The organism is Variovorax sp. (genome assembly GCF_035634955.1).
Taxonomy (GTDB): domain Bacteria; phylum Pseudomonadota; class Gammaproteobacteria; order Burkholderiales; family Burkholderiaceae_C; genus Variovorax.
On sequence record NZ_DASQBZ010000020.1, the window covers coordinates 1 to 21,787 of the forward strand.

22 protein-coding genes are annotated in these 21,787 nt (G+C 68.9%); 10 read left to right on the top strand and 12 right to left on the bottom strand.

The annotated features are described in order from the left end of the window. Positions 1-289 precede the first annotated feature (289 nt). The 10 genes from VES41_RS09395 to VES41_RS09440 all read right to left on the bottom strand — a co-directional run bounded on the left by VES41_RS09395 (position 290) and on the right by VES41_RS09440 (position 12,211). Entirely contained in the window at positions 290-1,567 is a 1,278-nt protein-coding gene (locus tag VES41_RS09395; protein ID WP_324815960.1) for a TRAP transporter large permease, read from the bottom strand. After that, positions 1,564-2,058, bottom strand: coding sequence for a TRAP transporter small permease (locus VES41_RS09400; protein ID WP_324815963.1), 495 nt, complete (start codon positions 2,056-2,058; stop codon positions 1,564-1,566). The genes VES41_RS09395 and VES41_RS09400 overlap by 4 nt, the downstream gene beginning before the upstream one ends. Before the next feature lie 81 nt (positions 2,059-2,139). After that, positions 2,140-3,117 (bottom strand): TRAP transporter substrate-binding protein, encoded by a 978-nt coding sequence (locus VES41_RS09405; protein ID WP_324815966.1) that lies wholly within the window; start codon positions 3,115-3,117, stop codon positions 2,140-2,142. 142 nt (positions 3,118-3,259) lie between these two features. Beyond that, a complete protein-coding gene (locus VES41_RS09410) occupies positions 3,260-4,627 on the bottom strand; it encodes a TAXI family TRAP transporter solute-binding subunit (protein ID WP_324815969.1) in 1,368 nt (455 codons plus the stop codon). Continuing rightward, positions 4,624-6,324 (bottom strand): electron transfer flavoprotein-ubiquinone oxidoreductase, encoded by a 1,701-nt coding sequence (locus tag VES41_RS09415; RefSeq protein WP_324815971.1) that lies wholly within the window; start codon positions 6,322-6,324, stop codon positions 4,624-4,626. Before VES41_RS09415 ends, VES41_RS09410 begins: the two co-directional genes overlap by 4 nt. Before the next feature lie 135 nt (positions 6,325-6,459). Further along, positions 6,460-8,694 (bottom strand): ATP-binding protein, encoded by a 2,235-nt coding sequence (locus VES41_RS09420; RefSeq protein WP_324815973.1) that lies wholly within the window; start codon positions 8,692-8,694, stop codon positions 6,460-6,462. After that, entirely contained in the window at positions 8,691-9,323 is a 633-nt protein-coding gene (locus VES41_RS09425; protein WP_324815975.1) for a biliverdin-producing heme oxygenase, read from the bottom strand. Before VES41_RS09425 ends, VES41_RS09420 begins: the two co-directional genes overlap by 4 nt. A gap of 35 nt (positions 9,324-9,358) precedes the next feature. Next, on the bottom strand, positions 9,359-9,943 hold the full coding sequence (locus VES41_RS09430; RefSeq protein ID WP_324815978.1) for a peroxidase-related enzyme: 585 nt from the start codon (positions 9,941-9,943) through the stop codon (positions 9,359-9,361). A gap of 31 nt (positions 9,944-9,974) precedes the next feature. Further along, on the bottom strand, positions 9,975-10,808 hold the full coding sequence (eutC, locus tag VES41_RS09435; RefSeq protein ID WP_414719088.1) for an ethanolamine ammonia-lyase subunit EutC: 834 nt from the start codon (positions 10,806-10,808) through the stop codon (positions 9,975-9,977). A gap of 5 nt (positions 10,809-10,813) precedes the next feature. Beyond that, positions 10,814-12,211, bottom strand: coding sequence for an ethanolamine ammonia-lyase subunit EutB (locus tag VES41_RS09440; RefSeq protein WP_324815983.1), 1,398 nt, complete (start codon positions 12,209-12,211; stop codon positions 10,814-10,816). A 43-nt stretch (positions 12,212-12,254) separates the two neighbouring features. Between VES41_RS09440 and VES41_RS09445 the strand changes: the two genes are divergently transcribed. Further along, entirely contained in the window at positions 12,255-12,674 is a 420-nt protein-coding gene (locus VES41_RS09445) for an FKBP-type peptidyl-prolyl cis-trans isomerase (protein ID WP_414719080.1), read from the top strand. Here the strand turns inward: VES41_RS09445 and VES41_RS09450 are convergent. Both VES41_RS09450 and VES41_RS09455 read right to left on the bottom strand, forming a co-directional pair. Further along, positions 12,661-13,287: a TetR/AcrR family transcriptional regulator gene (locus VES41_RS09450; RefSeq protein WP_324815985.1), complete on the bottom strand. Its 627-nt coding sequence runs from the start codon at positions 13,285-13,287 to the stop codon at positions 12,661-12,663. The two genes, VES41_RS09445 and VES41_RS09450, sit on opposite strands and share 14 nt — an antisense overlap. A 34-nt stretch (positions 13,288-13,321) precedes the next feature. Continuing rightward, positions 13,322-13,927, bottom strand: coding sequence for a phenylacetic acid degradation protein PaaY (locus VES41_RS09455; RefSeq protein WP_324815987.1), 606 nt, complete (start codon positions 13,925-13,927; stop codon positions 13,322-13,324). Between the two features lie 145 nt (positions 13,928-14,072). Here VES41_RS09455 and VES41_RS09460 point away from each other — a divergent pair, with 145 nt between their 5' ends. From VES41_RS09460 to VES41_RS09500, 9 genes are all read left to right on the top strand, one after another. Next, on the top strand, positions 14,073-14,861 hold the full coding sequence (locus VES41_RS09460) for an enoyl-CoA hydratase-related protein (protein ID WP_324815990.1): 789 nt from the start codon (positions 14,073-14,075) through the stop codon (positions 14,859-14,861). Between the two features lie 11 nt (positions 14,862-14,872). Beyond that, complete coding sequence (paaI, locus tag VES41_RS09465; RefSeq protein ID WP_324815992.1) at positions 14,873-15,328, top strand: hydroxyphenylacetyl-CoA thioesterase PaaI; 456 nt, start codon at positions 14,873-14,875, stop codon at positions 15,326-15,328. A gap of 39 nt (positions 15,329-15,367) precedes the next feature. Next, positions 15,368-16,681: a phenylacetate--CoA ligase PaaK gene (paaK, locus tag VES41_RS09470; RefSeq protein ID WP_324815995.1), complete on the top strand. Its 1,314-nt coding sequence runs from the start codon at positions 15,368-15,370 to the stop codon at positions 16,679-16,681. A 21-nt stretch (positions 16,682-16,702) separates the two neighbouring features. Beyond that, complete coding sequence (gene paaA / locus VES41_RS09475) at positions 16,703-17,713, top strand: 1,2-phenylacetyl-CoA epoxidase subunit PaaA (RefSeq protein WP_324815998.1); 1,011 nt, start codon at positions 16,703-16,705, stop codon at positions 17,711-17,713. Continuing rightward, positions 17,710-18,012 (top strand): 1,2-phenylacetyl-CoA epoxidase subunit PaaB, encoded by a 303-nt coding sequence (gene paaB / locus VES41_RS09480; protein WP_324816001.1) that lies wholly within the window; start codon positions 17,710-17,712, stop codon positions 18,010-18,012. The genes paaA and paaB overlap by 4 nt, the downstream gene beginning before the upstream one ends. Before the next feature lie 10 nt (positions 18,013-18,022). Further along, on the top strand, positions 18,023-18,802 hold the full coding sequence (gene paaC / locus VES41_RS09485) for a 1,2-phenylacetyl-CoA epoxidase subunit PaaC (RefSeq protein ID WP_324816003.1): 780 nt from the start codon (positions 18,023-18,025) through the stop codon (positions 18,800-18,802). Then, on the top strand, positions 18,799-19,326 hold the full coding sequence (gene paaD, locus VES41_RS09490; protein WP_414719081.1) for a 1,2-phenylacetyl-CoA epoxidase subunit PaaD: 528 nt from the start codon (positions 18,799-18,801) through the stop codon (positions 19,324-19,326). Before paaC ends, paaD begins: the two co-directional genes overlap by 4 nt. Continuing rightward, positions 19,323-20,417 (top strand): 1,2-phenylacetyl-CoA epoxidase subunit PaaE, encoded by a 1,095-nt coding sequence (gene paaE / locus VES41_RS09495; RefSeq protein ID WP_324816005.1) that lies wholly within the window; start codon positions 19,323-19,325, stop codon positions 20,415-20,417. The genes paaD and paaE overlap by 4 nt, the downstream gene beginning before the upstream one ends. 105 nt (positions 20,418-20,522) lie before the next feature. Next, positions 20,523-21,671: an ABC transporter substrate-binding protein gene (locus tag VES41_RS09500; protein WP_414719082.1), complete on the top strand. Its 1,149-nt coding sequence runs from the start codon at positions 20,523-20,525 to the stop codon at positions 21,669-21,671. Positions 21,672-21,787: the final 116 nt, after the last annotated feature.

The following is a 21,787-nucleotide window of genomic DNA, read 5'->3' on the forward strand; positions in this document are numbered from 1 at the left end:
GGGCCGCCCGGCCTGCGCTGCCCGCCGGCGGCCTTCACTGCGCCGGCCCCTTCGGGGCTTCCCTGCGGTGCTCGCGAAGCCGGCCTGCGCCGTGTAACTCGCTGCGTTCACTGCGTTCACTGCGCTCAGACAGACACGGCGAGTCAGAAGTTGAAGCGCGCACACCTGTGCGCGCAGGCCGGTTTCACTGCGCTCCTCGGCGGCACAGAGGCGGCCGCCAACGGACAGCGCAGGCCGGGCGGCGTGGCGTGCGAGCGGTGCGGCCTTCGGTCGCCGGGAGGGCAAGAAGCTACCGCGCGTACACCAGGTCCCGCAAGCCCAGCGACAGCGAAGGCACGTAGGTGATCACCATCAGGCACGCCAGGATCACCAGCACGAAGGGAATGAGGTCCTTGACCATCCGGTCGAGCGAAATGCGCGCCACCGTGCAGGCGGCGAAGAGGTTCACGCCGAAAGGCGGGGTGATCATGCCCAGGGCCAGGTTGACCACCATGATCAGGCCGAAGTGCACCGGGTCGATTCCGAAGTGCTGCGCCACCGGGGCCAGGATCGGCGCGAGCACGATGATGGCCGCGCTCGTCTCGATGAACATGCCGATCAGGAACAGCGAGGCGTTCACGCCAAGCAGGAACCAGCCCGGCGACTTCAGCACCTGCTCCAGCCAATGGCCGATCGCCTCCGGCACGCCGGCCCGGGTGATCAGGAAGGCAAACAGGCCCGCGTTGGCGATGATGAACATGATCACCGACGACGACACCACCGATTTCTTCAGCACCGCGTAGAGCTGCGCCGGCCGGATCTCGCGGTAGATGACCAGTCCCACCAGCAGCGAATAGAACACTGCCACCGCCGACGCTTCCGTCGGCGTGAATACGCCGCCGTAGATGCCACCGAGGATGATCACGGGCATCAGCAGCGCCCAGCCGGCCTGCTTCGTCGCGGCGAAGATGCCCAGCCGGCCGTCGCCGTCGTTCTTGCCCAGTCCCTTGAACTTGCAGTACAGCCAGACGAAGAGCATCAGCGCCAGGCTGATCAGGATGCCCGGGCCGAAGCCGGCGATGAAGAGTTCGCCGATCGACACCTCGGCGCTCACGCCGTACAGGATCATCGGGATCGACGGCGGGATGATCACGCCCAGTTCCGCGCTCGTGGCCTGCAGCGAGGCGGCCCAGGTGGTGGGATAGCCATGCTTGATCAGCGCCGGGATCAGGATCGCGCCGATGGCGAACGTGGTGGCCACCGACGAGCCCGACACCGCGGCGAAGATCATGCAGGTCAGCACGCAGGTCATCGGCAGGCCGCCCTGCACGCCGCCGACGAGCGACTTGGCGAACTCCACCAGCCGGCGCGAGATGCCGCCGGCCTCCATCAGGTTGCCGGCCAGGATGAAGAACGGGATGGCCGCCAGCGGAAACTTGTTGATCGCGTTGAACATCTCCTTGACGGAGATGAGCATGTTGGCGTTCGTCACCTGGATGCCGAGCACCGAGGCCAGGCCGATGGAGACGGCGACCGAGATGGTGAGCGCGAAGCACACCACCATCGTGAGGATCATCGCTGCGGTCATTGGGCGGTCTCGAGTTCGTTGCGGCGCGGATCGACCAGGCAGGCCAGGATGCCGATCACGCAGAAGACGCCGCCCACGGGCATCGCCAGGTAGGCCCACAGCATGGAGATCGACTCCAGGCCGGCCATGGTCTGCACCCGGCCGCGCCAGGCGTAGTCGGCGCCCCACCAGATGATCACGCCGATGAGCGCGAGGGCGGCCACGCACACCACCGTGTCGAGCACGCGGCGCATGGCCGGGCCGCTCCAGCGGTGCAGCACGTCCACGCTGACCATCGCGCCCTGGCGGAAGGCGGTGGGAATGCCCATGAACACCATCCAGATCAGGCTCACCCGGATCAGGATTTCGGTCCACTCGGCAGGCGTCTCCAGCACGAAGCGGGTGATGATCTGGAACATGCCCAGGCCCGAGGCCACCACCAGCATGAAGCAGGCGATGGCCAGGGACAGGGCGGTCGACGCGCGGTCGATCTTGAGAAGAACGGATTTCATGGGCTCGATGTGCCGCAGGGGAGGCGCTTCAAAACGAAAAGCGCCCGCCTAGGCGGGCGCGGCCAAGCAGGCGCCAGGGCCTTACTGGGCCTTGTAGTTGCGGATGCGGTCCAGGTTCTCCTTGCCGAATTGCTTCTCGAACTGGGCCTCGACCGGGGTGAGGGCGGCGACGAACTTCGACTTGTCGACGTCGGTGGTGACGTCCATGCCCTTTTCGCGCAGGTAGGCCACACCCTTGTCGTCGTCGGCATCCACGCGGTCGCGGTTGGCCTTGACGGCCACCTTGGCGGCCTCGAGGAAGGCCTTCTTGTCGTCGGCGCTGAGCTTGTCGTATTCGGCCTTGTTCATCAGCAGGATGCACGGCGAATACACGTGGCCGGTGAGCGACAGGTACTTCTGCACCTGGTCGAACTTGGCTGAGATGATCACCGACAGCGGGTTCTCCTGGCCGTCCACCGTGCCCTGCTGCAGGGCGGTGAACACTTCAGGGAACGCCATCGGCGTGGTGACGATGCCGAACTGCTTGTAGGCGGCGATGTGCACCGGGTTCTCCATGGTGCGCATCTTCAGGCCCTTCAGGTCGCCCGGGGCATGCACCTCGCGCTTGCTGTTGGTCATGTGGCGGAAGCCGTTCTCGGCCCAGGCCAGCGCCTTGAAGCCCTTCGAGTCGAACTTCGACAGCAGGTCCTGCCCGATCGGGCCGTCGAGCACCGCGCGGGCATGGGCCTTGTCGCGGAACAGGAACGGCACGTCCAGGATCTTCGATTCGGGCACGAAGTTGGGCACCGGGCCGGACGAGCTGAAGGTGAGCGCCTGGGTGCCCAGCTGCACGGCCTCGATCGATTCGCGCTCGCCGCCGAGCGAGCCGTTGTAGAACGTCTCGACCTTGTAGCGGCCGTTGGTGCGCGCGGCGACTTCCTTGGCGAAGGTGTCGATGGCGACGCCCTGGTGCGAATTCTGCGCGGTCGAGATGTTGATCTTCATGACCGTCTGCGCCATGGCGGCGCCTGCGATTCCGAAGCCGAGAACCAGGCCGGCGGCCAGCTGGCTCAATTTCATGGGATGTCTCCTGGATATACGAACGTGTCGGGCACTCGCCCGGCGACTGCGAAAGCAGCCAGGCACTATGCCACGGGCCGGGTGCCTCGATGGCCCGGGATTTCCATGAAACCGGTTCCGCGTCGCCGTTGCCGGCGGGCGCTCAGGACCCGTCGGATGCTCGTTCCGACTGCCGATCCAGCTGGGCGCGCACATAGTCCACGTGCTGGCGCAGGGTATACACCCGGTCGTAAAGGTCGAGCGGAAACTGCGCGTGGACGATCTCGTCCTGGATATGGTCCAGCTTGGCGTGTGCGGCGCTGCGTTCCGCTGCGTCGAGCTTGTGCGAGGCCAGGTCCTGCTCGAGGTACTTGAGCTCGCCGTAGCGCCGGTACAGCTTGCTCTGGCGCCGCCAGGTGACGATGCCCGGCAGCACGCGGGCCAGCGGCACCATGATGGCGGCCAGCGGCACCAGCAGCAGCAGCACCCGCTGTACCCAGATGGCGACCCAGAACGGCAGGTAGTTCTGCAGGAACGGGCGGCCGTTCTTGAAGTAGCGCTCGGCCACGTCCGACAGCGGGAAGTCGGTGCCCTTCTCGCTCGGGAAGGTGCCCGGCCGGCTCAGCAGGCCACCGGCCGAATGCACTTCGCGCGCGGCGTCGAGCAGCAGGTGCGCCAGGGCCGGGTGGATGTCCTCTCGCACCACCAGGTTGGCGGTGGTGGCCAGCAGCTGGACGTCGTGGTGGGGCAGGTCATGTGCCGGGTCCGCGGCGCCTCGGCTGAGCGTGAGCGGAATGAAATAGGGGTGCCGCTGTGCCAGGCCCGGCGCCTGCGCGAGCGAAGCCAGCCGCATGCTGGAGTCGCCGAGCAACTGCTGGACGATCGGCGCTTGCGCGGCGGCGATGACGATTGCGGCGTCGACCTGGCCTTCGGCCAGCAGGCGCGCCGCATCGGTGCCGCCCTGCTGGACGAACACCGTGCCGTCGCCGGCGTCGGGGCGGATGCCGTATGCGCCGAGCAGTTCGCGCGCCACGTAGAGGTTGGCACTGCCCGGAACGCCCACGGCCACACGCCGGCCGGCCAGGGCGCCCAGGCCCTCGTCCAGGTCGATCGTGCGCGAGAAGATCCACACCGGCTCATAGGCCACGGTGGCGAGCGAACGCAGTGCCGTGGCGCTCGCAGGTGCTTCCGGGTTGGTCGCCAGGATGCCAGTGCCGCCCTGCACGAAGCCGACCGCGGCGGACCCCGCCTTGAGCCGCTCGATGTTCTCCATGCCGCCGCGCGAGGGCTGCAGTACCAGGTCGATGCCGTTGGCGCGCAGGATCTCGCGGTAGCGTTCCCCGAAGCGGTAGTAGGCGCCGTCCGGGGCGCCCGTGGTCATGACCAGCGAGCGCGGGGGCACCGGGCTGAGGTGCCGCACCAGCAACCAGAGCAGCACCAGGAGCAGCAGGACCAGGATGCCCCAGAGCATCGCGCGCCGCCATTGGTCGGGCGGCTGCTCGGGCGTGCGCCTGGCCGCTGCCGGGATCACATGCCGACGTAGTTCGGGCCGCCGCCGCCCTCGGGCGTTACCCACACGATGTTCTGCGTGGGATCCTTGATGTCGCAGGTCTTGCAATGCACGCAGTTCTGCGCGTTGATCTGCAGGCGCCGCTGTCCGGCCTGCTGCTCGTCGGGCACGAATTCGTACACGCCGGCCGGACAGAAGCGGGCTTCCGGACCGTCGAACTTGGGCAGGTTGATGCGCGTGGGAACCGTCGGGTCCTTGAGCGTCAGGTGCGCCGGCTGGTTCTCTTCATGGTTGGTGTTGCTGATGAACACCGAAGAGAGCTTGTCGAATGTGAGCTTGCCGTCGGGCTTCGGGTACGCGATCGGCTTGCAGGCACTGGCCGGCTTCAGCCGCGCATGGTCGGCCTCGGTCCGGTGGATGGTCCATGGGATGTGGCCCTTGAGCAGGAACTGCTCGATGCCCGTCATGAACGTGGCGGTGGTCATGCCCTTCTTGAACCACTGCTTGAAATTGCGCGCCTTGTGCAGTTCGGTGTGCAGCCAGCTCTTCTCGAACGAGGCGGGATAGGCCGCCAGTTCGTCGTGCTGGCGGCCGGCCATCACCGCGTCGTACGCGGCTTCGGCGCACAGCATGCCGGTCTTGATGGCGGCATGGCTGCCCTTGATGCGGCTGGCGTTCATGTAGCCGGCCTCGCAGCCGACCAGCGCGCCGCCGGGGAACACCGTCTTGGGCAGCGACAGCAGGCCGCCCGCGGTGATGGCGCGCGCCCCGTAGCTCAGGCGCTTGGCAGGCTTGAGCCCCTTGTCCTGGCCTTCGAAGTACCAGCGGATGTTGGGGTGCGTCTTGAAGCGCTGGAACTCCTCGAACGGGCTCATGTGCGGGTTCTGGTAGTCCAGGCCCACCACGAAGCCGATCACGATCTTGTTGTCCTCGGCGTGGTACAGGAACGAGCCGCCGTAAGTGTCGGACGGCAGCGGCCAGCCCGAGGTGTGCAGCGCCAGGCCGGGCTGGTGGCGGGCCGGATCGATTTCCCACAGTTCCTTGATGCCGATGCCGTAGCTCTGCGGGTCCTTGCCATCGTCGAGCTTGAACCTGGCGATCAGCTGGCGGCCGAGGTGGCCGCGCGCGCCTTCGGCGAACACGGTGTACTTGCCGTGCAGCTCCATGCCGAGCTGGAAGTTCTCGGTCGGCTCGCCGTCCTTGCCGATTCCCATGTTGCCCGTGGCCACGCCCTTGACCGAGCCGTCCTCGTTGTAGAGCACCTCGGCCGCGGGAAAGCCCGGGAAGATCTCCACGCCCAGGCCTTCGGCCTGCTGGGCCAGCCACTTGACCACGTTGCCGAGGCTGATGATGTAGTTGCCCTCGTTGTGGAAGTTCTTCGGCAGCAGGAAGTTCGGCGTGCGGGTGGCGCCGGTTTCCGACAGGAAGAGGAAGGCGTCTTCGGTCACCGGCTGGTTCAGCGGCGCGCCTTGCTCGCGCCAGTCGGGCAGCAGCTCGTTGAGTGCGCGCGGGTCCATGATCGCGCCCGACAGGATGTGCGCCCCAGGCTCGGAGCCCTTTTCCAGCACCACCACCGAGATTTCCTTGTCGTGCTGGGCCGCGAGCTGCTTGAGGCGGATCGCCGCCGACAGGCCGGCCGGGCCGGCGCCGACGATCACGACGTCGTACTCCATCGCTTCGCGAGGACCGAACTGGGCAAGGATTTCTTCTTGGGTCATGGGGTGGGCACAGTAGTTCTGGGAGGCGGCGCCGGCATGCGCTGCGCGACCCGGCATTCTATTCGGCGCCCATGGCCGCGCCGGGTAGGGCGGGGCCTACGCGCCAGTCGTCCAGGCGACAGCGCGTGCTCCGGTTCAGGCGGCGGGCGCGTCCGGTGGGCGGGCCGGGAAACGGGCCGTGAAGACCACCGAGCCGTCCTCGTAGCTGTATTCGATCTCTCCGCCGTGGCCCTGGATGATCGCCTGCGCGATGTGCAGGCCGAGCCCGAGCCCGCCCTTGTTGCGGTCGTTTCCCGCGGTGTGCCGCTTGAACGCGCTGTACAGGTTGGGTATGAGTTCCGGCGGGATCGGAGGCGCCCGGTTGGCCACCTGGAAGACGACCGCGTCGCCGTCGGCCTGCAGGCGCACCATGACGGGATCGCCCGGCAGACCATGGTGGCGCGCATTGCTCAGCAAGTTGCCGAACAGCTGGGCGATACGGTCGGGATCGGCATGCGCCTGCAGCGAATCCGGCCGCTCCTTGCGCACCGCCACGCCGGGGTAGGCCACCATGCCTTCGTCCAGCAGATCGTCCAGCAGGCGCGCCAGGTCGATCGGACGCCGATTGATGTCCAGGCCCAGCCCGGTCTGCATGCGCGAGGCGTCCAGCACCTGGGAGATCAGCCGCGCCATCCGGTTGCTAGAAGACTGGATGCGCTGGCCGATGCGCGAGCCTGGCGCGCCGGTTGCGCCCGGACCGCCGATTTCCAGCACGCGCGCAGCCATCGAGATCGACTGCAGCGGGTCGCGCAGGTCGTGCCCCAGCATGGCCAGCAGTTCGGTGCGCGCCCGGTTGAGTTCGGCCATGCGCGCGGCAGTGGCGCGCACGAGCTCGTCGAGCAGCTGGTGCGCCAGTGCCTGCTGGGCGCCGGTCCATGCCGCGCTGGTGCCGCGCACTTCTTCCTTCCAGACCTCGAAGGAGCCGCGTGGCGTCAGGCGGGGGCCGCGCGGGCCGGGCACGTATTCCTTCTCGGGTCGTCCGCCCCAGTGGATGGTCTCGATCTGCTCGCGCCGCAGTGCCACCAGCCATCCGCCGCCGATGGCGTCGAAACGCATGGCCAGCAGGCCGCACCAGCCCGCCGCGGCAGCCAGCGAGGCCGGCAGCACGTGCCGCCCCAGCGCCTGGGTGGCCAGCACGTCCTCGTGCGGCTCGGGCAGCTCGCGCAGTCCGCGCACCAGGTCGGCGGCGACCTCGTGCGCCAGTTCGCCGTGCACCAGCAGGCGGCCGTCCTGCGCCAGCACCAGCGCCTGGGCGTCGATGGCGGCGGCGAGGTCCTGGGCCAGAGGCGCCAGGGCGGCGACCAGGTCGTCGGCGCGCAGCGCCGCCTCGATGACGCGGGCGCGCAGCTGCGCGGCGTTTTCGGCCTCGCGTGCGCGCTCGCGCGTGATCAGCGTCTGCACGTTGGCGGCCAGTACCTGCGCGACCACGTCGCAGGCCATGCGCACCGGATAGGTGACCTGCAAGGGCCGGCGATGGTGGCAGGCGAGCATGCCCCACAGCCGCCCGTCGATGACGATGGAGATGCTCATCGACGCGGCCACGCCCATGTTGCGCAGGTACTCGATGTGGATCGGCGAGACGCTGCGAAGCACCGAATGGCTCATGTCGAGCGGCGCGGCCACCCCGTCGGCGGCCAGCACCGGCACCGGCGCGGTGCCGACGTCGGCAATGAGCCGCAGCGTGTTGATCAGGTACAGGCGGCGCGCCTGCGCCGGGATGTCGCTGGCCGGGTAGCGCCGGCCCTCGAACAGCTCGAGCTCTTCGGCCTTGTCCTCGGCCACGACCTCGCCGCTGTCGTCGTGGCGGAAGCGGTAGGCCATGACGCGATCGAAGCCGGTGAGTTCGCGTACCGCGGAAACGGCCACGCGCAGCAGGCCCTCGATGTCCGCCTGGCGCTTGAGGCGCCCCATGGCGCGGTGCGCCGCGAGCGCGAACTCGCCACGGGCCGCGGCGTCCTGGACATCCGCTTCGAACTCCGCCACGACCAGGTCACCGATGGCATGGACGATCAGGTCGAAAGACCGGCCGCTCCAGCGGACCTCGAGGTGTGTGGGCTGTCCCGGCACGGCTTCGCGCCGGGCATCCGCCAGTGCCGCGTGCACCTCGGGAACGGCACCGAGGTGATGCGCCGCGAGCGTCTCGCCCAGCGCCGGCAGCGTCGTCCCGAGCACGGCGTGCGCAGTGGCGCTGGCATACAAGAGGCGGCCGCCGGCATCGAAGGCGAGGAGGGCGCCATGCGGCTGCACGAGGCCCGGGATGTGGATGGGTTCCTGGTCGCAGTTCTCCAGCGTGACCTCGACCGACGGCGTCGTGCCCGGCATCGGATTCATGACGCGCTCTTGCCGGAACCCGCGAGGCCGCCCCCGCACTGCAGGAGAAGACCGAAGGCCATGGCCGCACCCTCGCACGCGCGGCGCACCCGCGCCGGGGTGTCGAGGGCGTTTCGGAGATCGGCCAAGAACATGCGCCACCCGGCGCCGGTGGCCGGGCCTGCGCCGCGCAGGTAGGCCAGTGGATGGGGCGCCAGGGCATTTTCCAGGCGCCGGTACAGGACCTGTCCGCCCAGGCGCGATCCTTCCAGCACGTACCGCACACCCCAGGCCAGGGCCTCGTCGTCCGCATCCTGGCGCGCCGGCTCGTGCAGCCCCTCGGACTGGTCCGGCGCGGGCGCCTCGGGCGCGCCCGGCCCGAGCAGGCGGCGGCACTCGCGCAGGTCGACGTCGAGTGCCGCGGCTTCCTGCGCCAGCCGAGGCGAAATGCCGGGCACGCGCCGTCGCAGGATGTCCACCCACGCGCGCAGCAAAGCCAGGTGGCGGGCGTAGTCGGCCAGGTCCGCACCCTCGCGCGCGAGCGGCATGGTGGCGTCCACCTGCTCGTGCAGCGAGGCGGTGGCCTGGCGCAGCTGCTCGCGCGCGTCGGCGCGCAGCACGGGCGGGACGGAAGACAGGTGGGGCGACACGCGTCCGATGATAGGCCCTCCGCCGCCGGCGGCGCTCAGGCGGCCCGGGGTTCGCGCGGAACGCGGCCCAGCAGGAAGAACTCGGCGTTGGGCTGCATGCCGGCGAAGTTGGCCATGCGGTTGGACAGGCCGAAGAAGGCGGTGATCGCGGCGATGTCCCAGGCGTCCTCGTCCGAAAAGCCGTGCGCGTGCAAGAGCGCGAAATCCTCGTCGCGGATCTCGTCGGCGCGGTGGCACACCTTCATGGCGAATTCGAGCATCGCCCGCTGGCGCGGCGTGATGTCGGCCTTGCGCCAGTTGACGGCCACCTGGTCGGCAACCAGGGGCTTCTTCTCGTAGATGCGCAGCAGCGCGCCGTGGGCCACAACGCAATACAGGCAATGGTTCTCGGCGCTGGTGGCCGTGACGATCATCTCGCGGTCGCCCTTGGTGAGCGAGCCTTCTTCCTTGAGCATGAGCGCGTCGTGGTAGGCGAAGAAGGCACGCCATTCGGCCGGGCGGCGCGCCAGCGCCAGGAAGACGTTGGGCACGAAGCCGGCCTTTTCCTGCACCGCCAGGATGCTCTGGCGGATGTCCTCGGGCAGGTCGGCCAGTTCGGCCATGGGATAGCGGTTGGTCATGCGGTCTCCTGAAGTTTTCGCTGGCCGACCGTCATGCGGCCGATGCGCCGGGCGGCGAGGCCGAAGTATCGAGCACGGCAGTTTCGCTTTCGTCCTTGAGCGCCACGCCGGACAGGCCGCGGCGCAGTGCGGCGCCGATGAGCCAGGACAGGCGCGCCGCCGCCGCAGCCGGCGGTAGTCCGCGGCCGTGCACGTTGGAGATGCAGTTGCGCTGCGCGTCGGTATTGCCCATGCGCGGACCGAAGGTCAGGTACAGGCCCAGGCTGTCGGGCGCGCTCAGGCCCGGCCGCTCGCCGATCAGCATGACCGCCAGGCGCGCATTCAGGCATTCGCCGATGTCGTCGGACAAGGCCACGCGGGCCTGGGAAGCGAGGACCGGCGGGGCCACACTCAGGTCCTGCGGCAGCAGTGGGCGCAAGGCCCCGAGCAACGGCGCCGCGTGCCGTTGGACGGCCACGGCGGACAATCCGTCGCCGATGACCAGGCACAGGTCGCATCCGCCGGCCACGGCCGCCTCGGACAGGCGGCGCGCGTCGCCGGGCTCGAGTCGGCGCCCGAGGTCGGGCCGGCGCAGGTAGGTGGCGCGGTCGGGCGCCTGGCTGTGTACCCGCAGGGGCACGGGCCAGCCCTGCTGGTGAAGCTGGGCCTGGAGCGCGTCGAGGTCGAGGCTGGCATGCACCGCATCGCGCGCGCCGGCATGGGCGCATCCGAAGCGCAGCAGCTCGGCCGTGGGCAATGCGTCTCCGCTGCGGCCCAGCGCGATGCGCGCCGGCGTGGCGGCCCGCCAGGCGGCCCATGCATCGTCCGCGACGGCTTCGGCCCCCTGGGGGGGCGCGGGGCGCGGCACGCGGTGATCGTCCGCCATGTCGTTCATGCCGCGCCCAGCGCGGCCAGGGCTTCCATGCCGGGCAGCCTGTGTCCGACGGACGACGCGGCCAGTTCGCCGGCGCCGTCGGTGATGCGCATGCGCGCGAGCCAGGCCTCGAACTCGGGCGCGCGCTGCAGGCCCAGGGTGCGGCGCAGGAACAGCGCGTCGTGAAAGGACGTGCTCTGGTAGCCCAGCATCACGTCGTCGGCGCCGGGCACGCCCATGAGGAAGTTGAGCCCGGCGCTGCCCAGCAGCACCAGCAGGTTGTCCATGTCGTCCTGGTCGGCCTCGGCATGGTTGGTGTAGCAGATGTCGCAGCCCATCGGCAGGCCGAGCAGCTTGCCGCAGAAGTGGTCTTCCAGCCCGGCGCGGATGATCTGCTTGCCGTCGTACAGGTACTCCGGGCCGATGAACCCGACCACCGTGTTGACCAGTAGCGGCGCATACCGCCGTGCCAGCGCATAGGCGCGCGCCTCGCAGGTCTGCTGGTCGACGCCGTGATGCGCGTCGGCCGACAGCGCGCTGCCCTGGCCGGTCTCGAAGTACATGACGTTGCGCCCGACGGTGCCGCGTCCGAGCGACTGCGCCGCGGCATGCGCCTCGTCCAGCAGCTCCGGCGTGATGCCGAAGGCGCGGTTGGTGCCCTCGGTGCCGCCGATGGACTGGAACACCAGGTCGATCGGCACCCCGTCCTCGATCAGGCGCAGCGTGTTGCTCACGTGCGTGAGCACGCAGGCCTGCGTCGGAATGCCGAAGCGCGAGATCACCTCGTCGAGCATGCGCGCCACGCGTGCCAGCACGGCGAGGCTGTCCGACGCGGGGTTGACGCCGATCACCGCGTCGCCGGCGCCGAGCATCAGGCCGTCGAGCGTCGATGCGGCGATGCCGCGCAGGTCGTCCGTCGGATGGTTCGGCTGCAGGCGAACCGCCAGGCGCCCGGGCAGGCCCAGCGTGTCGCGGAACGCCGTGACCACGCGGCACTTGCGGGCCACCGCCACCAGGTCCTGGTTGCGCATGAGCTTGGACACGGCCGCCACCATCTCGGGCGTAAGGCCGGGCGCCAGGGCCGACAGGACCGCTGGCGTCGCCTGCGTCGACAGCAGCCAGTCGCGAAAGTCGCCTACGCAAAGATGCGCCACCGGCGCAAAGGCCTGCGCGTCGTGGCCGTCGATGATCAGCCGCGTGATGTTGTCCTGTTCGTAGGGCACCAGCGCTTCGTTCAGGAACTGCGACAGCGGGACCTGCGCGAGTACGTGGCGCGCCGCCATTCGTTGCCCGGCCGAGCCGGCGGCGATGCCGGCGAGTTCGTCGCCCGAACGCAAGGGACTGGCCACGGCCATGACTTGCCGCAGGTCGTCGAACCGGAACTGCTCGTGCCCGATGCGGGTGGCGTAGCGCATGGGGCAATAATGACCGGCTTCAATATCGAATCGAGGAGGTGTCGTGAAATTCCTACTGAGTTCTGCTGTCTTTGCCGCCGCCGTCGTGGCCGCGGTCCCGGCGTTCGCGCAGGCGGGCAAGCCGGCAAAGACTGCCAGCGGTCTCGTCTACCAGTCGCTCCAGGAAGGCACCGGCGCTTCGCCCACGGCGAACGATACGGTGAAGGTGCAGTACCGGGGTACGCTGGCCAAGGGCGGCAAGGAATTCGACAGCTCCTATTCGCGCGGCCAGCCCGCGGAGTTCCCGGTCAGCCGCGTCATTCCGTGCTGGACCGAGGGTTTGCAGCGCATGAAGGTGGGCGGCAAGGCCAAGCTCACCTGCCCGCCGGAGATCGCCTATGGCTCCAAGGGCGTGGGTGGCCTCATCCCGCCCGATTCCACGCTCGAGTTCGAGGTGGAACTGCTGGAGGTCAAGGGGCGCTGAGCGCTGCGGCCTCCGGCGGCGGCCGGACCTTGTCCAGCCCGCCGAGGAACAGGTCCGCGACGATCGGCCCCATGGCTTCGTAGTCGAGCGCGCGGTCCGGCTTCATCCAGGTGAACATCCAGTTGATCATGCCGAACAGCAGCATGGTCAGCGGCTTGGCCAGTCCGGCGCCGGCCTTGTCGCTGCGCACGTCGGCCACGGCGCGGGCAAAACCCTCGACCACGCGCCGCTCCTTGCCGAGCACGCGCTCGCGGTCGGCATCCTCCAGGAACTTGACGTCCTCGGTCAGCACGCGATGCGCGTTCTGCGCGTCGGCGTATTCGCCCACGATCCGGTAGATCAGGTGGCGCAGCCGCGCCTCGCCGGTCAGCGACAGCGTCGCTTCCTCGTCGATCAGTGCCGCCAGGCGCGACACGTGGTCGTCGGCGATGCTCACGAGCAAGGCGTACTTGTCGCGGTAGTAGTGATAGAGCGTCGCCTTCGACAGCCCGCATGCCTGGGCCACCTGGTTCATCGAGGTGGCCGGGTAGCCGCGCTGGGCGAACAGATTCGCGGCCTGCGCCAGGATCATCTCGCGCTGGTCGTCGTAGTTGGCGGATCGTCCGCGTCCCATGAAGTGCCTTCGGTTGCGAAGCGCCGATCTTGCCTCAGCCCCCGCGGCGGGTCTCGATCAGCGACTTGACCTCGACGTGCTTGACCCGCGGGCGATCGGCCTCCACCGCCGCCAGGGGCGGGACCTCGCGCAGGCTGGCCAGGCAGCGCCGCGTCAGGTCCTGGTAGACGCGCGTGCCCTCGAGCTTCCAGGCGATCTCGGCGTCGCTCAGCGTACGCCGGACCTTGGCCGGCATGCCCGCCGCGAGGCTGCGCGGCGGCACCTTCATGCCAGCCGGCACGAAGGCGCAGGCGGCGACGATGGCGGCCTCGCCGATCTCGGCCTGGTCCATCACCACGGCGTTCATGCCGACCAGCACGTCGCGTCGGATGGTGCAGCCGTGCAGCACCGCTCCGTGGCCGATGTGGCCGTTCTCCTCGACCACGGTGTCGTCGTCCGGAAAGCCGTGGATGACGCAGGTGTCCTGCACGTTGGCGCCTTCGGCCAGGACGATGCGGCCGAAGTCGCCGCGCAACGCGGCGCATGGGCCGACGTAGCAGCCCGGGCCGATGATCACGTCGCCGATCAGGACGGCGGTGGGATGCACGTGCGCGGTCGGGTGGATCACCGGCACCACGTCGTCGATGGAATAGCAGGGCATGGGGTTGGCCTCGTTGTGGTTTGCGTCGGGTGCGCCTAGGGTTTGCACCGAACGGCTGCCTCTTGTAGCAGGACTTCCGGCAATCCTATAATCTACCGAACGGTCGGTCAATATTGCTTTGGCCGGAACAAGGAGACCACCCTCGATGAGTACAGAAGCCCTGGTCGCAGTGAGCGATGCGCACTCGCCCACACGCACCTTCACGCTGAATCGCCCGGCGGCCATGAACAGCTTCACCGGGGCCATGCACGGCGAGTTGCTGGCGGCGCTGGACGCGGCGGCCGGCACGCCGGAGGTGCGCTGCATCGTCATCACCGGCGCCGGGCGCGCTTTCTGCGCAGGGCAGGACCTGTCCGATCCCGATGCGGCGCCGGGCAAGGATCTCGGCGCTCTCATCGAGGCGCACTATCTCCCGCTCGTGCAGCGAATCCGCTCCATGCCGGTGCCGGTCATCGCCGCCGTGAACGGTGTGGCGGCCGGCGCTGGCGCCAACCTGGCGCTGGCCTGCGACTTCGTGCTGGCCGCGCGCTCGGCCAGCTTCATCCAGGCCTTCGCCAAGATCGGGCTGGTGCCCGACACCGGTGGCACCTGGCTGCTGCCGCGCCTGGTCGGCCATGCGCGCGCCACCGGCCTGGCGATGCTGGGCGACAAGCTGCCGGCGCAGGATGCGGCTGCCATGGGCCTGATCTGGCAATGCGTGGACGACGCCGAATTGCCACAGGCAACAGAGGCACTGGCCACGCGCCTCGCCGCCATGCCGGCGCGCGCCCTGGTCGCCACGCGCGAGGCGCTCGCCGCCGCGCACGGCATGGACCTGGTCGAGGCCATCAAGAACGAGGCGCGCCTGCAGACCCGGCTGGGCAGCGCCCATGACTACCTCGAAGGCGTCGACGCCTTCCGCAACAAGCGCGCCCCCGTCTTCACCGACCGCTGATGCCGTCCGCCATGAGCCAGCCCACCCCGCAACAGGTTGCCGAACGCGTTCGCGACGGCATGTTCCGCAACGACCGCGCCGCCCAGGCCATGGGCATGCAGGTCAGCGAGATCGCGCCGGGCGCCGCCACCGTCACCATGGCGGTGCGTCCGGACATGCTCAACGGCCACGACATCTGCCACGGCGGCCTCATCACCACGCTGGCGGACACCGCGTTCGCCTATGCCTGCAACGCGTACGACGAGCTGACGGTGGCGTCGTCCATCGCGGTCGATTTCGTCGCGCCGGGGCGGCCCGGCGACATGCTCAGCGCCCGGGCGCACGAAGTTTCCAGGGCCGGCCGCACCGGCGTCTACGACTGCGAGGTCAGCAACCAGCGCGGCGAGCGCATCGCCGTGTTCCGTGGCCGCTCGTACACCGTCAAGGGCAAGCCGGCGGTCAAGCCCGCAGAACCCAGCGCCGCCTGACCGGCCGGCCATCAACAGGACACCCGGAGCTCCAGCATCATGCCCGTCAAGACCCCGCAACCAGGCGACCTCGACCCCATCGAGAAGGCCAGCCGAGACGAGATTTCCGCACTGCAGCTGCAGCGCCTGCAGGCCACACTCCGGCGCGCCTACGACAACGTGCCGCACTACCGCAAGGCATTCGACGCGCGCGGCGTGCGTCCGGAAGATCTCAGGCAGCTGTCGGACATCGCGAAATTCCCGTTCACGGTCAAGTCGGACCTGCGCGACAACTATCCGTTCGGCCTGTTCGCCGTGCCGCGCGAGCAGGTGGCGCGCATCCACGCGTCCTCCGGCACCACCGGCAAGCCGACGGTGGTGGGCTACACGCGGGGCGACATCGACACCTGGGCCGAACTGGCCGCCCGTTCCATCCGCGCGGCCGGCGGCCGCCCCGGCGACATGGTGCACGTGGCCTACGGCTATGGCCTGTTCACCGGCGGACTGGGAGCGCACTACGGCGCAGAGCGGCTGGGCTGCACGGTGGTGCCCATGTCGGGCGGCCAGACCGAGAAGCAGGTGCAGCTGATCCGCGACTTCAAGCCGGACATCATCATGGTCACGCCCAGCTACATGCAGGTGATCATCGAGGAGTTCCACCGCCAGGGCGTGGACCCGCGCGAGAGCGCGCTCAAGGTCGGCATCTTCGGCGCCGAGCCGTGGACCGAGGCGATGCGCGCAGACATCGAGCACAAGGCCGGCATCGACGCGGTGGACATCTACGGCCTGTCCGAGGTGATGGGCCCGGGCGTGGCCAGCGAATGCATCGAGAGCAAGGACGGCCCGGTGATCTGGGAAGACCACTTCTATCCCGAGATCATCGATCCCGAGACGGGCGAGGCGGTGCCCGACGGGGAAGAGGGCGAGCTGGTGTTCACCTCGCTGAGCAAGGAGGCGATGCCAATCATCCGCTACCGCACGCGCGACCTCACGCGCCTGCTGCCGCCCACGTCGCGCGCCTTCCGGCGCATGGGCAAGATCGTCGGCCGCAGCGACGACATGCTCATCATCCGCGGGGTCAACGTGTTTCCCACGCAGATCGAGGAGATCGTGCTGGCGCACCAGCGCCTGACCGGCCTTTACCAGTTGCAGATCAGCCGGGAGGGGTTGCTCGACCAGGTCGAGGTGCACTGCGAGCTGCAGCCGGGCAGCGGCGTCGGCGACGCCGAGCGCGCCGAGATCTCGCAATGGCTGCAAGGCCGCATCAAGACGCTGGTGGGCATTTCCACCGTGGTGCGGGTGTTCGACCCCGACTCCATCGAGCGCACCATGACCGGCAAGGCACGCCGCGTCGTCGACCTTCGCGGTCGCTGATCAAGGATTGAAGGAGCACGCATGTACACGCAAGCCATGGACACCCTGGGCAAGGATGCGGGCGACGCCGCCAAGCCCGTGCGCTCGGCCGACGAGATGCGCCTGCAGGAGCGATTCGACACGAGGATCGACGCGGGCGAGTTCATCGAGGCCAAGGACTGGATGCCCGACCACTACCGCAAGACGCTGCTGCGGCAGATCAGCCAGCACGCGCATTCGGAGATCGTCGGCATGCTGCCCGAGGGCAACTGGATCAGCCGCGCGCCCACGCTCAAGCGCAAGGCGATCCTGCTGGCCAAGGTGCAGGACGAGGGTGGCCACGGCCTGTACCTCTATGCGGCCGCCGAGACGCTGGGGACCTCGCGCGACCAGATGCTCGACGCACTGCATTCGGGCCGCGCCAAGTACAGCTCGATCTTCAACTACCCCACGCTGACCTGGGCCGACATCGGCACCATCGGCTGGCTGGTGGACGGCGCGGCCATCATGAACCAGGTGCCGATCTGCCGCTGCTCGTACGCGCCCTATGCGCGGGCCATGATCCGCATCTGCCGCGAGGAGAGCTTCCACCAGCGCCAGGGCTACGAATCGCTGCTCACGATGATGCAGCACGGCACGCCCGAGCAGAAGGCGATGGTGCAGGACGCGGTCGACCGCTGGTGGTGGCCGTCGGTGATGATGTTCGGCCCGCCGGACGACCAGTCGCCCAACAGCGCGCAATCCATGCGCTGGGGCATCAAGCGCGTGTCCAACGATGAATTGCGGCAGAAGTTCGTCGATGCCACGGTCGACCAGGCCAAGGTGCTCGGCGTCACCTTGCCCGACCCCGACCTGAAATGGAACGAGGCGCGCCAGGCGCACGACTTCGGCACCATCGACTGGTCCGAGTTCTGGCGTGTCATCGGTGGCGACGGCCCCTGCAACCGCGAGCGCCTGGGCGCCCGCGTCAAGGCCTGGGAAGAGGGCGCATGGGTGCGCGAGGCCGCCCTGGCGCACGCAAGCAAGCAACGCACGATCAAGGAGGCTGCATGAGCCAGCAGACGGATTCGGCCAACGAGTGGCCGCTTTGGGAGGTCTTCGTGCGCAGCAAGGCGGGGCTGGACCACAAGCATTGCGGCAGCCTCCATGCAGCTGACGCGAAGATGGCGATCCAGATGGCGCGCGACGTCTACACGCGCCGCCAGGAGGGCTCCAGCGTTTGGGTGGTCAAGTCCGACCAGATCGTCGCCAGCGATCCCGGCGACAAGGACATGTACTTCGACCCGGCCGAGGACAAGGTGTATCGCCACCCGACCTTCTACCAGCTGCCCAAGGCAGTGGATCACATGTGAGGCGCCCGATATGTCCGCCGCCTCGATCGAGCTGACGCTCACACCCGCCACGACGTACCTGCTGCGCATCGGCGACACCTGCCTCATTCTGGCCCAGCGCCTGGGCGAGTGGTGCGGCCACGCGCCCGTCCTGGAAGAGGACATCGCGATGGCCAACATCGCGCTCGACCTGATCGGCCAGGCGCGCGCGCTGCTCGCGCACGCCGGCGCCCTCGAAGGTGCCGGGCACGACGAGGACCAGCTCGCCTTCCTGCGCAACGAGCGCGACTACTTCAACCTGACGCTGGTGGAGCAGCCGCGCGGCGACTTCGCCGCCAGCGTCCTGCGCAACGCCATGGTCGCCACCTGGCTCAAGCTGCTCTGGCAGCGCCTGGCGGCCGAATCGACGGACGACGAGGTGCGGGCCATCGCCGCCAAAGCCGTCAAGGAGGCTCGCTATCACCAGCAGCATTCGGCCGACTGGGTGGTCCGCCTGGGCGACGGCACCGCCGAATCGCGCCGCCGCATGGAGGACGCGTTCGCCGGACTCTGGCGTTTCGCCGCGGAGATGTTCGACACGGACGCCGCCGACGAAGCCGCCGCCGCGCAGGGCCTCGGTCCGCGCTGGTCGGAGCTGGAGGCGCCCTGGCGCGCCGAGATGCGGGCCATCCTCGACGAGGCCACCCTCGAGGTGCCGGCCGACAGCGCATTCCGCAGCGACGGCAAGCGCGGCCGCCACAGCGAGCACATGGGTTTCATCCTGGCCGACATGCAGTACCTTCAGCGCGCCTTTCCCGGAGGCGTGTGGTGAACGCTGCCGCGCCGACCGCGCCGTCCCGTGTGGCGGCCGCGTGGCAGGTCCTGCACGGCGTGCTCGACCCGGAGGTGCCGGCATTGTCGGTGTGCGACCTGGGCATCGTGCGCGAGGTGCTCGACCACGGCGACGCGCTCGAGCTGGTGCTCACCCCGACCTATTCCGGCTGTCCGGCCACCGAGGTGATCGAGCATGACGTGCTGGCCGCCGTGCAAGGCGCGGGCCTCGGTCCGGCCCGCGTGACGTTGCGGCGCGCCCCGGCCTGGACCACCGACTGGATCAGCGCCGAGGGCCGCCGCAAGCTCGCCGAATACGGCATCGCGCCGCCCGGCGCCGCGGCGCACGGGCCGGCACAGCAAGCCACCGTCCGCTTGATCGGCCGCCGCAGCGAGGCCGTCGCCTGCCCGCGCTGCGGCAGCCTGCATACCGAGCGCCTGTCGGCTTTCGGCGCCACCGCGTGCAAGTCGCTTTACCGCTGCACCACGTGCCGCGAACCGTTCGAACATTTCAAGCCGATATGAGCGCGATATTCCATCCACTGCGCGTACGCGCCATCGAGCCGGACACGGCCGAGGCCGTGATCCTGTCCTTCGACGTGCCGGCCGAACTGCGCGAAGTGTTCGGCTTCACCCAGGGGCAGTACCTGACGCTGCGCACCGACATCGACGGCCAGGACCTGCGCCGTTCCTATTCCATCTGCGCCGGCGTCGACGACGGCGAACTGCGCGTGGGCGTGCGCAAGGTGCGCGGCGGCGTGTTCTCGAACTGGATCAACCAGCACCTCAGGACCGGCGACACGATCCAGGTGATGGCGCCTCAGGGCCGCTTCTTCGTGCCGCTGGATGCGCAGGCGCGCCGGCACTACGTGGGCATCGCCGGCGGCAGCGGCATCACGCCGATCCTGTCGATCATGAAGACCGTGCTGGCGCGCGAGCCGCGCAGCCAGTTCACGCTGATCTACGGCAACCGCCTGCTGCAGTCGACCATGTTCAAGGAGGAGATCGAGGACCTCAAGAACCGCTACATGACGCGCCTGGTGCTGCAGCACGTGTTCTCCGACGAGCCGACCGACGCGCCGCTCAACCACGGCGTGATGAACCGCGAGAAGATCGCGGAGTTTCTCTCCACCGTGCTGCCGCCGGCGGGCATCGACCACGTGTTCGTCTGTGGTCCGTTCCAGATGAACGACGAGGCCGAGGCGGCGCTGCTGGCCGCCGGCGTGCCGGAGGACCGCATCCACATCGAGCGCTTCGGCGTGGCGGCGACGCCGCAGGCCGGCGCGGCCGGCGTCGGTGCCGTCATCCACGAGGCGAGGCCGGGCGATGCCGAATCGGCGCGCGTCGTCATCGTGCGCGACGGCATGCAGCGCGAGATCGCGTTCACCCGGGACCAGCCCAGCATCCTGGATGCAGCTTCCGCCGCCGGCCTGGAAGTGCCGTACTCATGCACGTCCGGCGTGTGCGGCACCTGCCGCGCCAAGGTCGTGGAAGGCGAGGTGCGCATGGAGCGCAACTTCGCGCTGGACAAGAAGGAGGTGGCGGCCGGCTTCGTGCTCACCTGCCAGGCGCATCCGTTGACCGAGCGCGTGGTCCTGTCGTTCGACGAGCGCTGATCGAGGCCTCGACGTCGGCGTCGCGCATGCCGGGAACATCCCGATGACGCGATCGTCGGCGCCCGGTCCACTACGTGCATTCAAATTTTTGACACTGGAGACAAGATGAAAATGATGAAGAAATCTATGTTGGCCGCGCTTCTGGCAGGCCTGTCGATGTGGGCGCAGGCCGACGTCACGGTGGGTGTGACGCTGTCGGCCACCGGGCCGGCCGCGTCGCTGGGCATTCCGGAGAAGAACACCATCGCGCTGATGCCCAAGGAGATCGGCGGCCAGAAGATCAACTACGTGGTGCTCGACGATGCGTCCGACACGACAGCCGCGGTGTCCAATGCGCGCAAGCTGATCGCCGAGAGCAAGGTCGACGTCATCCTCGGGTCGACCGTCACGCCCGCGTCGCTGGCAATGATCGACGTGGCGGCCGAGGCCAAGGTCCCGATGATCTCCATGGCCGCGTCGGCGCGCATCGTCGAGCCGATGGACGACAAGCGCAAATGGGTGTTCAAGACGCCGCAGAACGACATCATGATGTCGCTCGCGATCGTCGAGCACATGGGCAAGACGGGCATCAAGACGGTGGGCTTCATCGGCTTCTCCGATGCATATGGCGAAGGCTGGTACCAGGAATTCAGCAAGGCCGCCGAGCTCAAGGGGCTGAAGATCGTCGCCAACGAGCGCTTCAGCCGCACCGACACCTCCGTCACCGGCCAGACGCTCAAGCTGATTGCCGCGCGCCCCGACGCCATCCTCGTGGCCGGTTCGGGTACGCCGGCCGCGCTGCCGCAGAAATCGCTCAAGGAGCGCGGCTACCAGGGCAAGATGTACCAGACGCACGGGGTGGCGAATGCCGATTTCCTGCGCGTGGGAGGCAAGGACGTGGAAGGCACCTTCCTGCCGGCAGGCCCGGTGCTGGTGGCCGACCAGCTGCCCGCCAACAACCCGGTGCGCAAGACCGCGCTGGCGTATGTCGCGGCCTACGAGAAGGCCTACGGCAAGGGCAGCGTGTCCACGTTCGGCGCGCACGCCTGGGACGCCGGCCTGCTGATGACCAACGCCGTGCCCGAGGCGCTGAAGAAGGCACAGCCGGGAACCCCCGAGTTCCGCGCCGCGCTGCGCGATGCGCTGGAGAAGACGCACGAGATGGCCGGCGCGCACGGCATCTTCACCATGTCGCCGACCGACCACCTCGGCCTCGACCAGCGGGCGCGCGTAATGGTCAAGATCGACAACGGCCAATGGAAATACCAGCCTTGAACGCTGATCACTTCCAGGTTGCCCTGCTTTGCAGGTCAGCCACTCCCCTCTAGGGGGCAACAACTGCGGGCCGGCATGGCCGGTTCCGCGGTGTTCCCGAACGGGTCTGGCTTGGC

Bases quoted from the DNA above. Each gene is read 5' to 3' on its own strand.
- paaA (WP_324815998.1), top strand. From the start codon at position 16,703: ATGTACACGCAAGCCATGGACACCCTGGGCAAGGATGCGGGCGACGCC.
- VES41_RS09460 (WP_324815990.1), top strand. From the start codon at position 14,073: ATGAGTACAGAAGCCCTGGTCGCAGTGAGCGATGCGCACTCGCCCACA.
- paaB (WP_324816001.1), top strand. From the start codon at position 17,710: ATGAGCCAGCAGACGGATTCGGCCAACGAGTGGCCGCTTTGGGAGGTC.
- VES41_RS09455 (WP_324815987.1), bottom strand. From the start codon at position 13,927: ATGCCCTGCTATTCCATCGACGACGTGGTGCCGGTGATCCACCCGACC.
- VES41_RS09420 (WP_324815973.1), bottom strand. From the start codon at position 8,694: ATGAATCCGATGCCGGGCACGACGCCGTCGGTCGAGGTCACGCTGGAG.
- VES41_RS09395 (WP_324815960.1), bottom strand. From the start codon at position 1,567: ATGACCGCAGCGATGATCCTCACGATGGTGGTGTGCTTCGCGCTCACC.
- VES41_RS09500 (WP_414719082.1), top strand. From the start codon at position 20,523: ATGAAAATGATGAAGAAATCTATGTTGGCCGCGCTTCTGGCAGGCCTG.
- VES41_RS09400 (WP_324815963.1), bottom strand. From the start codon at position 2,058: ATGAAATCCGTTCTTCTCAAGATCGACCGCGCGTCGACCGCCCTGTCC.
- VES41_RS09430 (WP_324815978.1), bottom strand. From the start codon at position 9,943: ATGACCAACCGCTATCCCATGGCCGAACTGGCCGACCTGCCCGAGGAC.
- eutC (WP_414719088.1), bottom strand. From the start codon at position 10,808: ATGGCGGACGATCACCGCGTGCCGCGCCCCGCGCCCCCCCAGGGGGCC.
- VES41_RS09415 (WP_324815971.1), bottom strand. From the start codon at position 6,324: ATGACCCAAGAAGAAATCCTTGCCCAGTTCGGTCCTCGCGAAGCGATG.
- paaI (WP_324815992.1), top strand. From the start codon at position 14,873: ATGAGCCAGCCCACCCCGCAACAGGTTGCCGAACGCGTTCGCGACGGC.
- paaK (WP_324815995.1), top strand. From the start codon at position 15,368: ATGCCCGTCAAGACCCCGCAACCAGGCGACCTCGACCCCATCGAGAAG.
- VES41_RS09440 (WP_324815983.1), bottom strand. From the start codon at position 12,211: ATGCGCTACGCCACCCGCATCGGGCACGAGCAGTTCCGGTTCGACGAC.
- VES41_RS09405 (WP_324815966.1), bottom strand. From the start codon at position 3,117: ATGAAATTGAGCCAGCTGGCCGCCGGCCTGGTTCTCGGCTTCGGAATC.
- paaC (WP_324816003.1), top strand. From the start codon at position 18,023: ATGTCCGCCGCCTCGATCGAGCTGACGCTCACACCCGCCACGACGTAC.
- paaE (WP_324816005.1), top strand. From the start codon at position 19,323: ATGAGCGCGATATTCCATCCACTGCGCGTACGCGCCATCGAGCCGGAC.
- VES41_RS09450 (WP_324815985.1), bottom strand. From the start codon at position 13,287: ATGGGACGCGGACGATCCGCCAACTACGACGACCAGCGCGAGATGATC.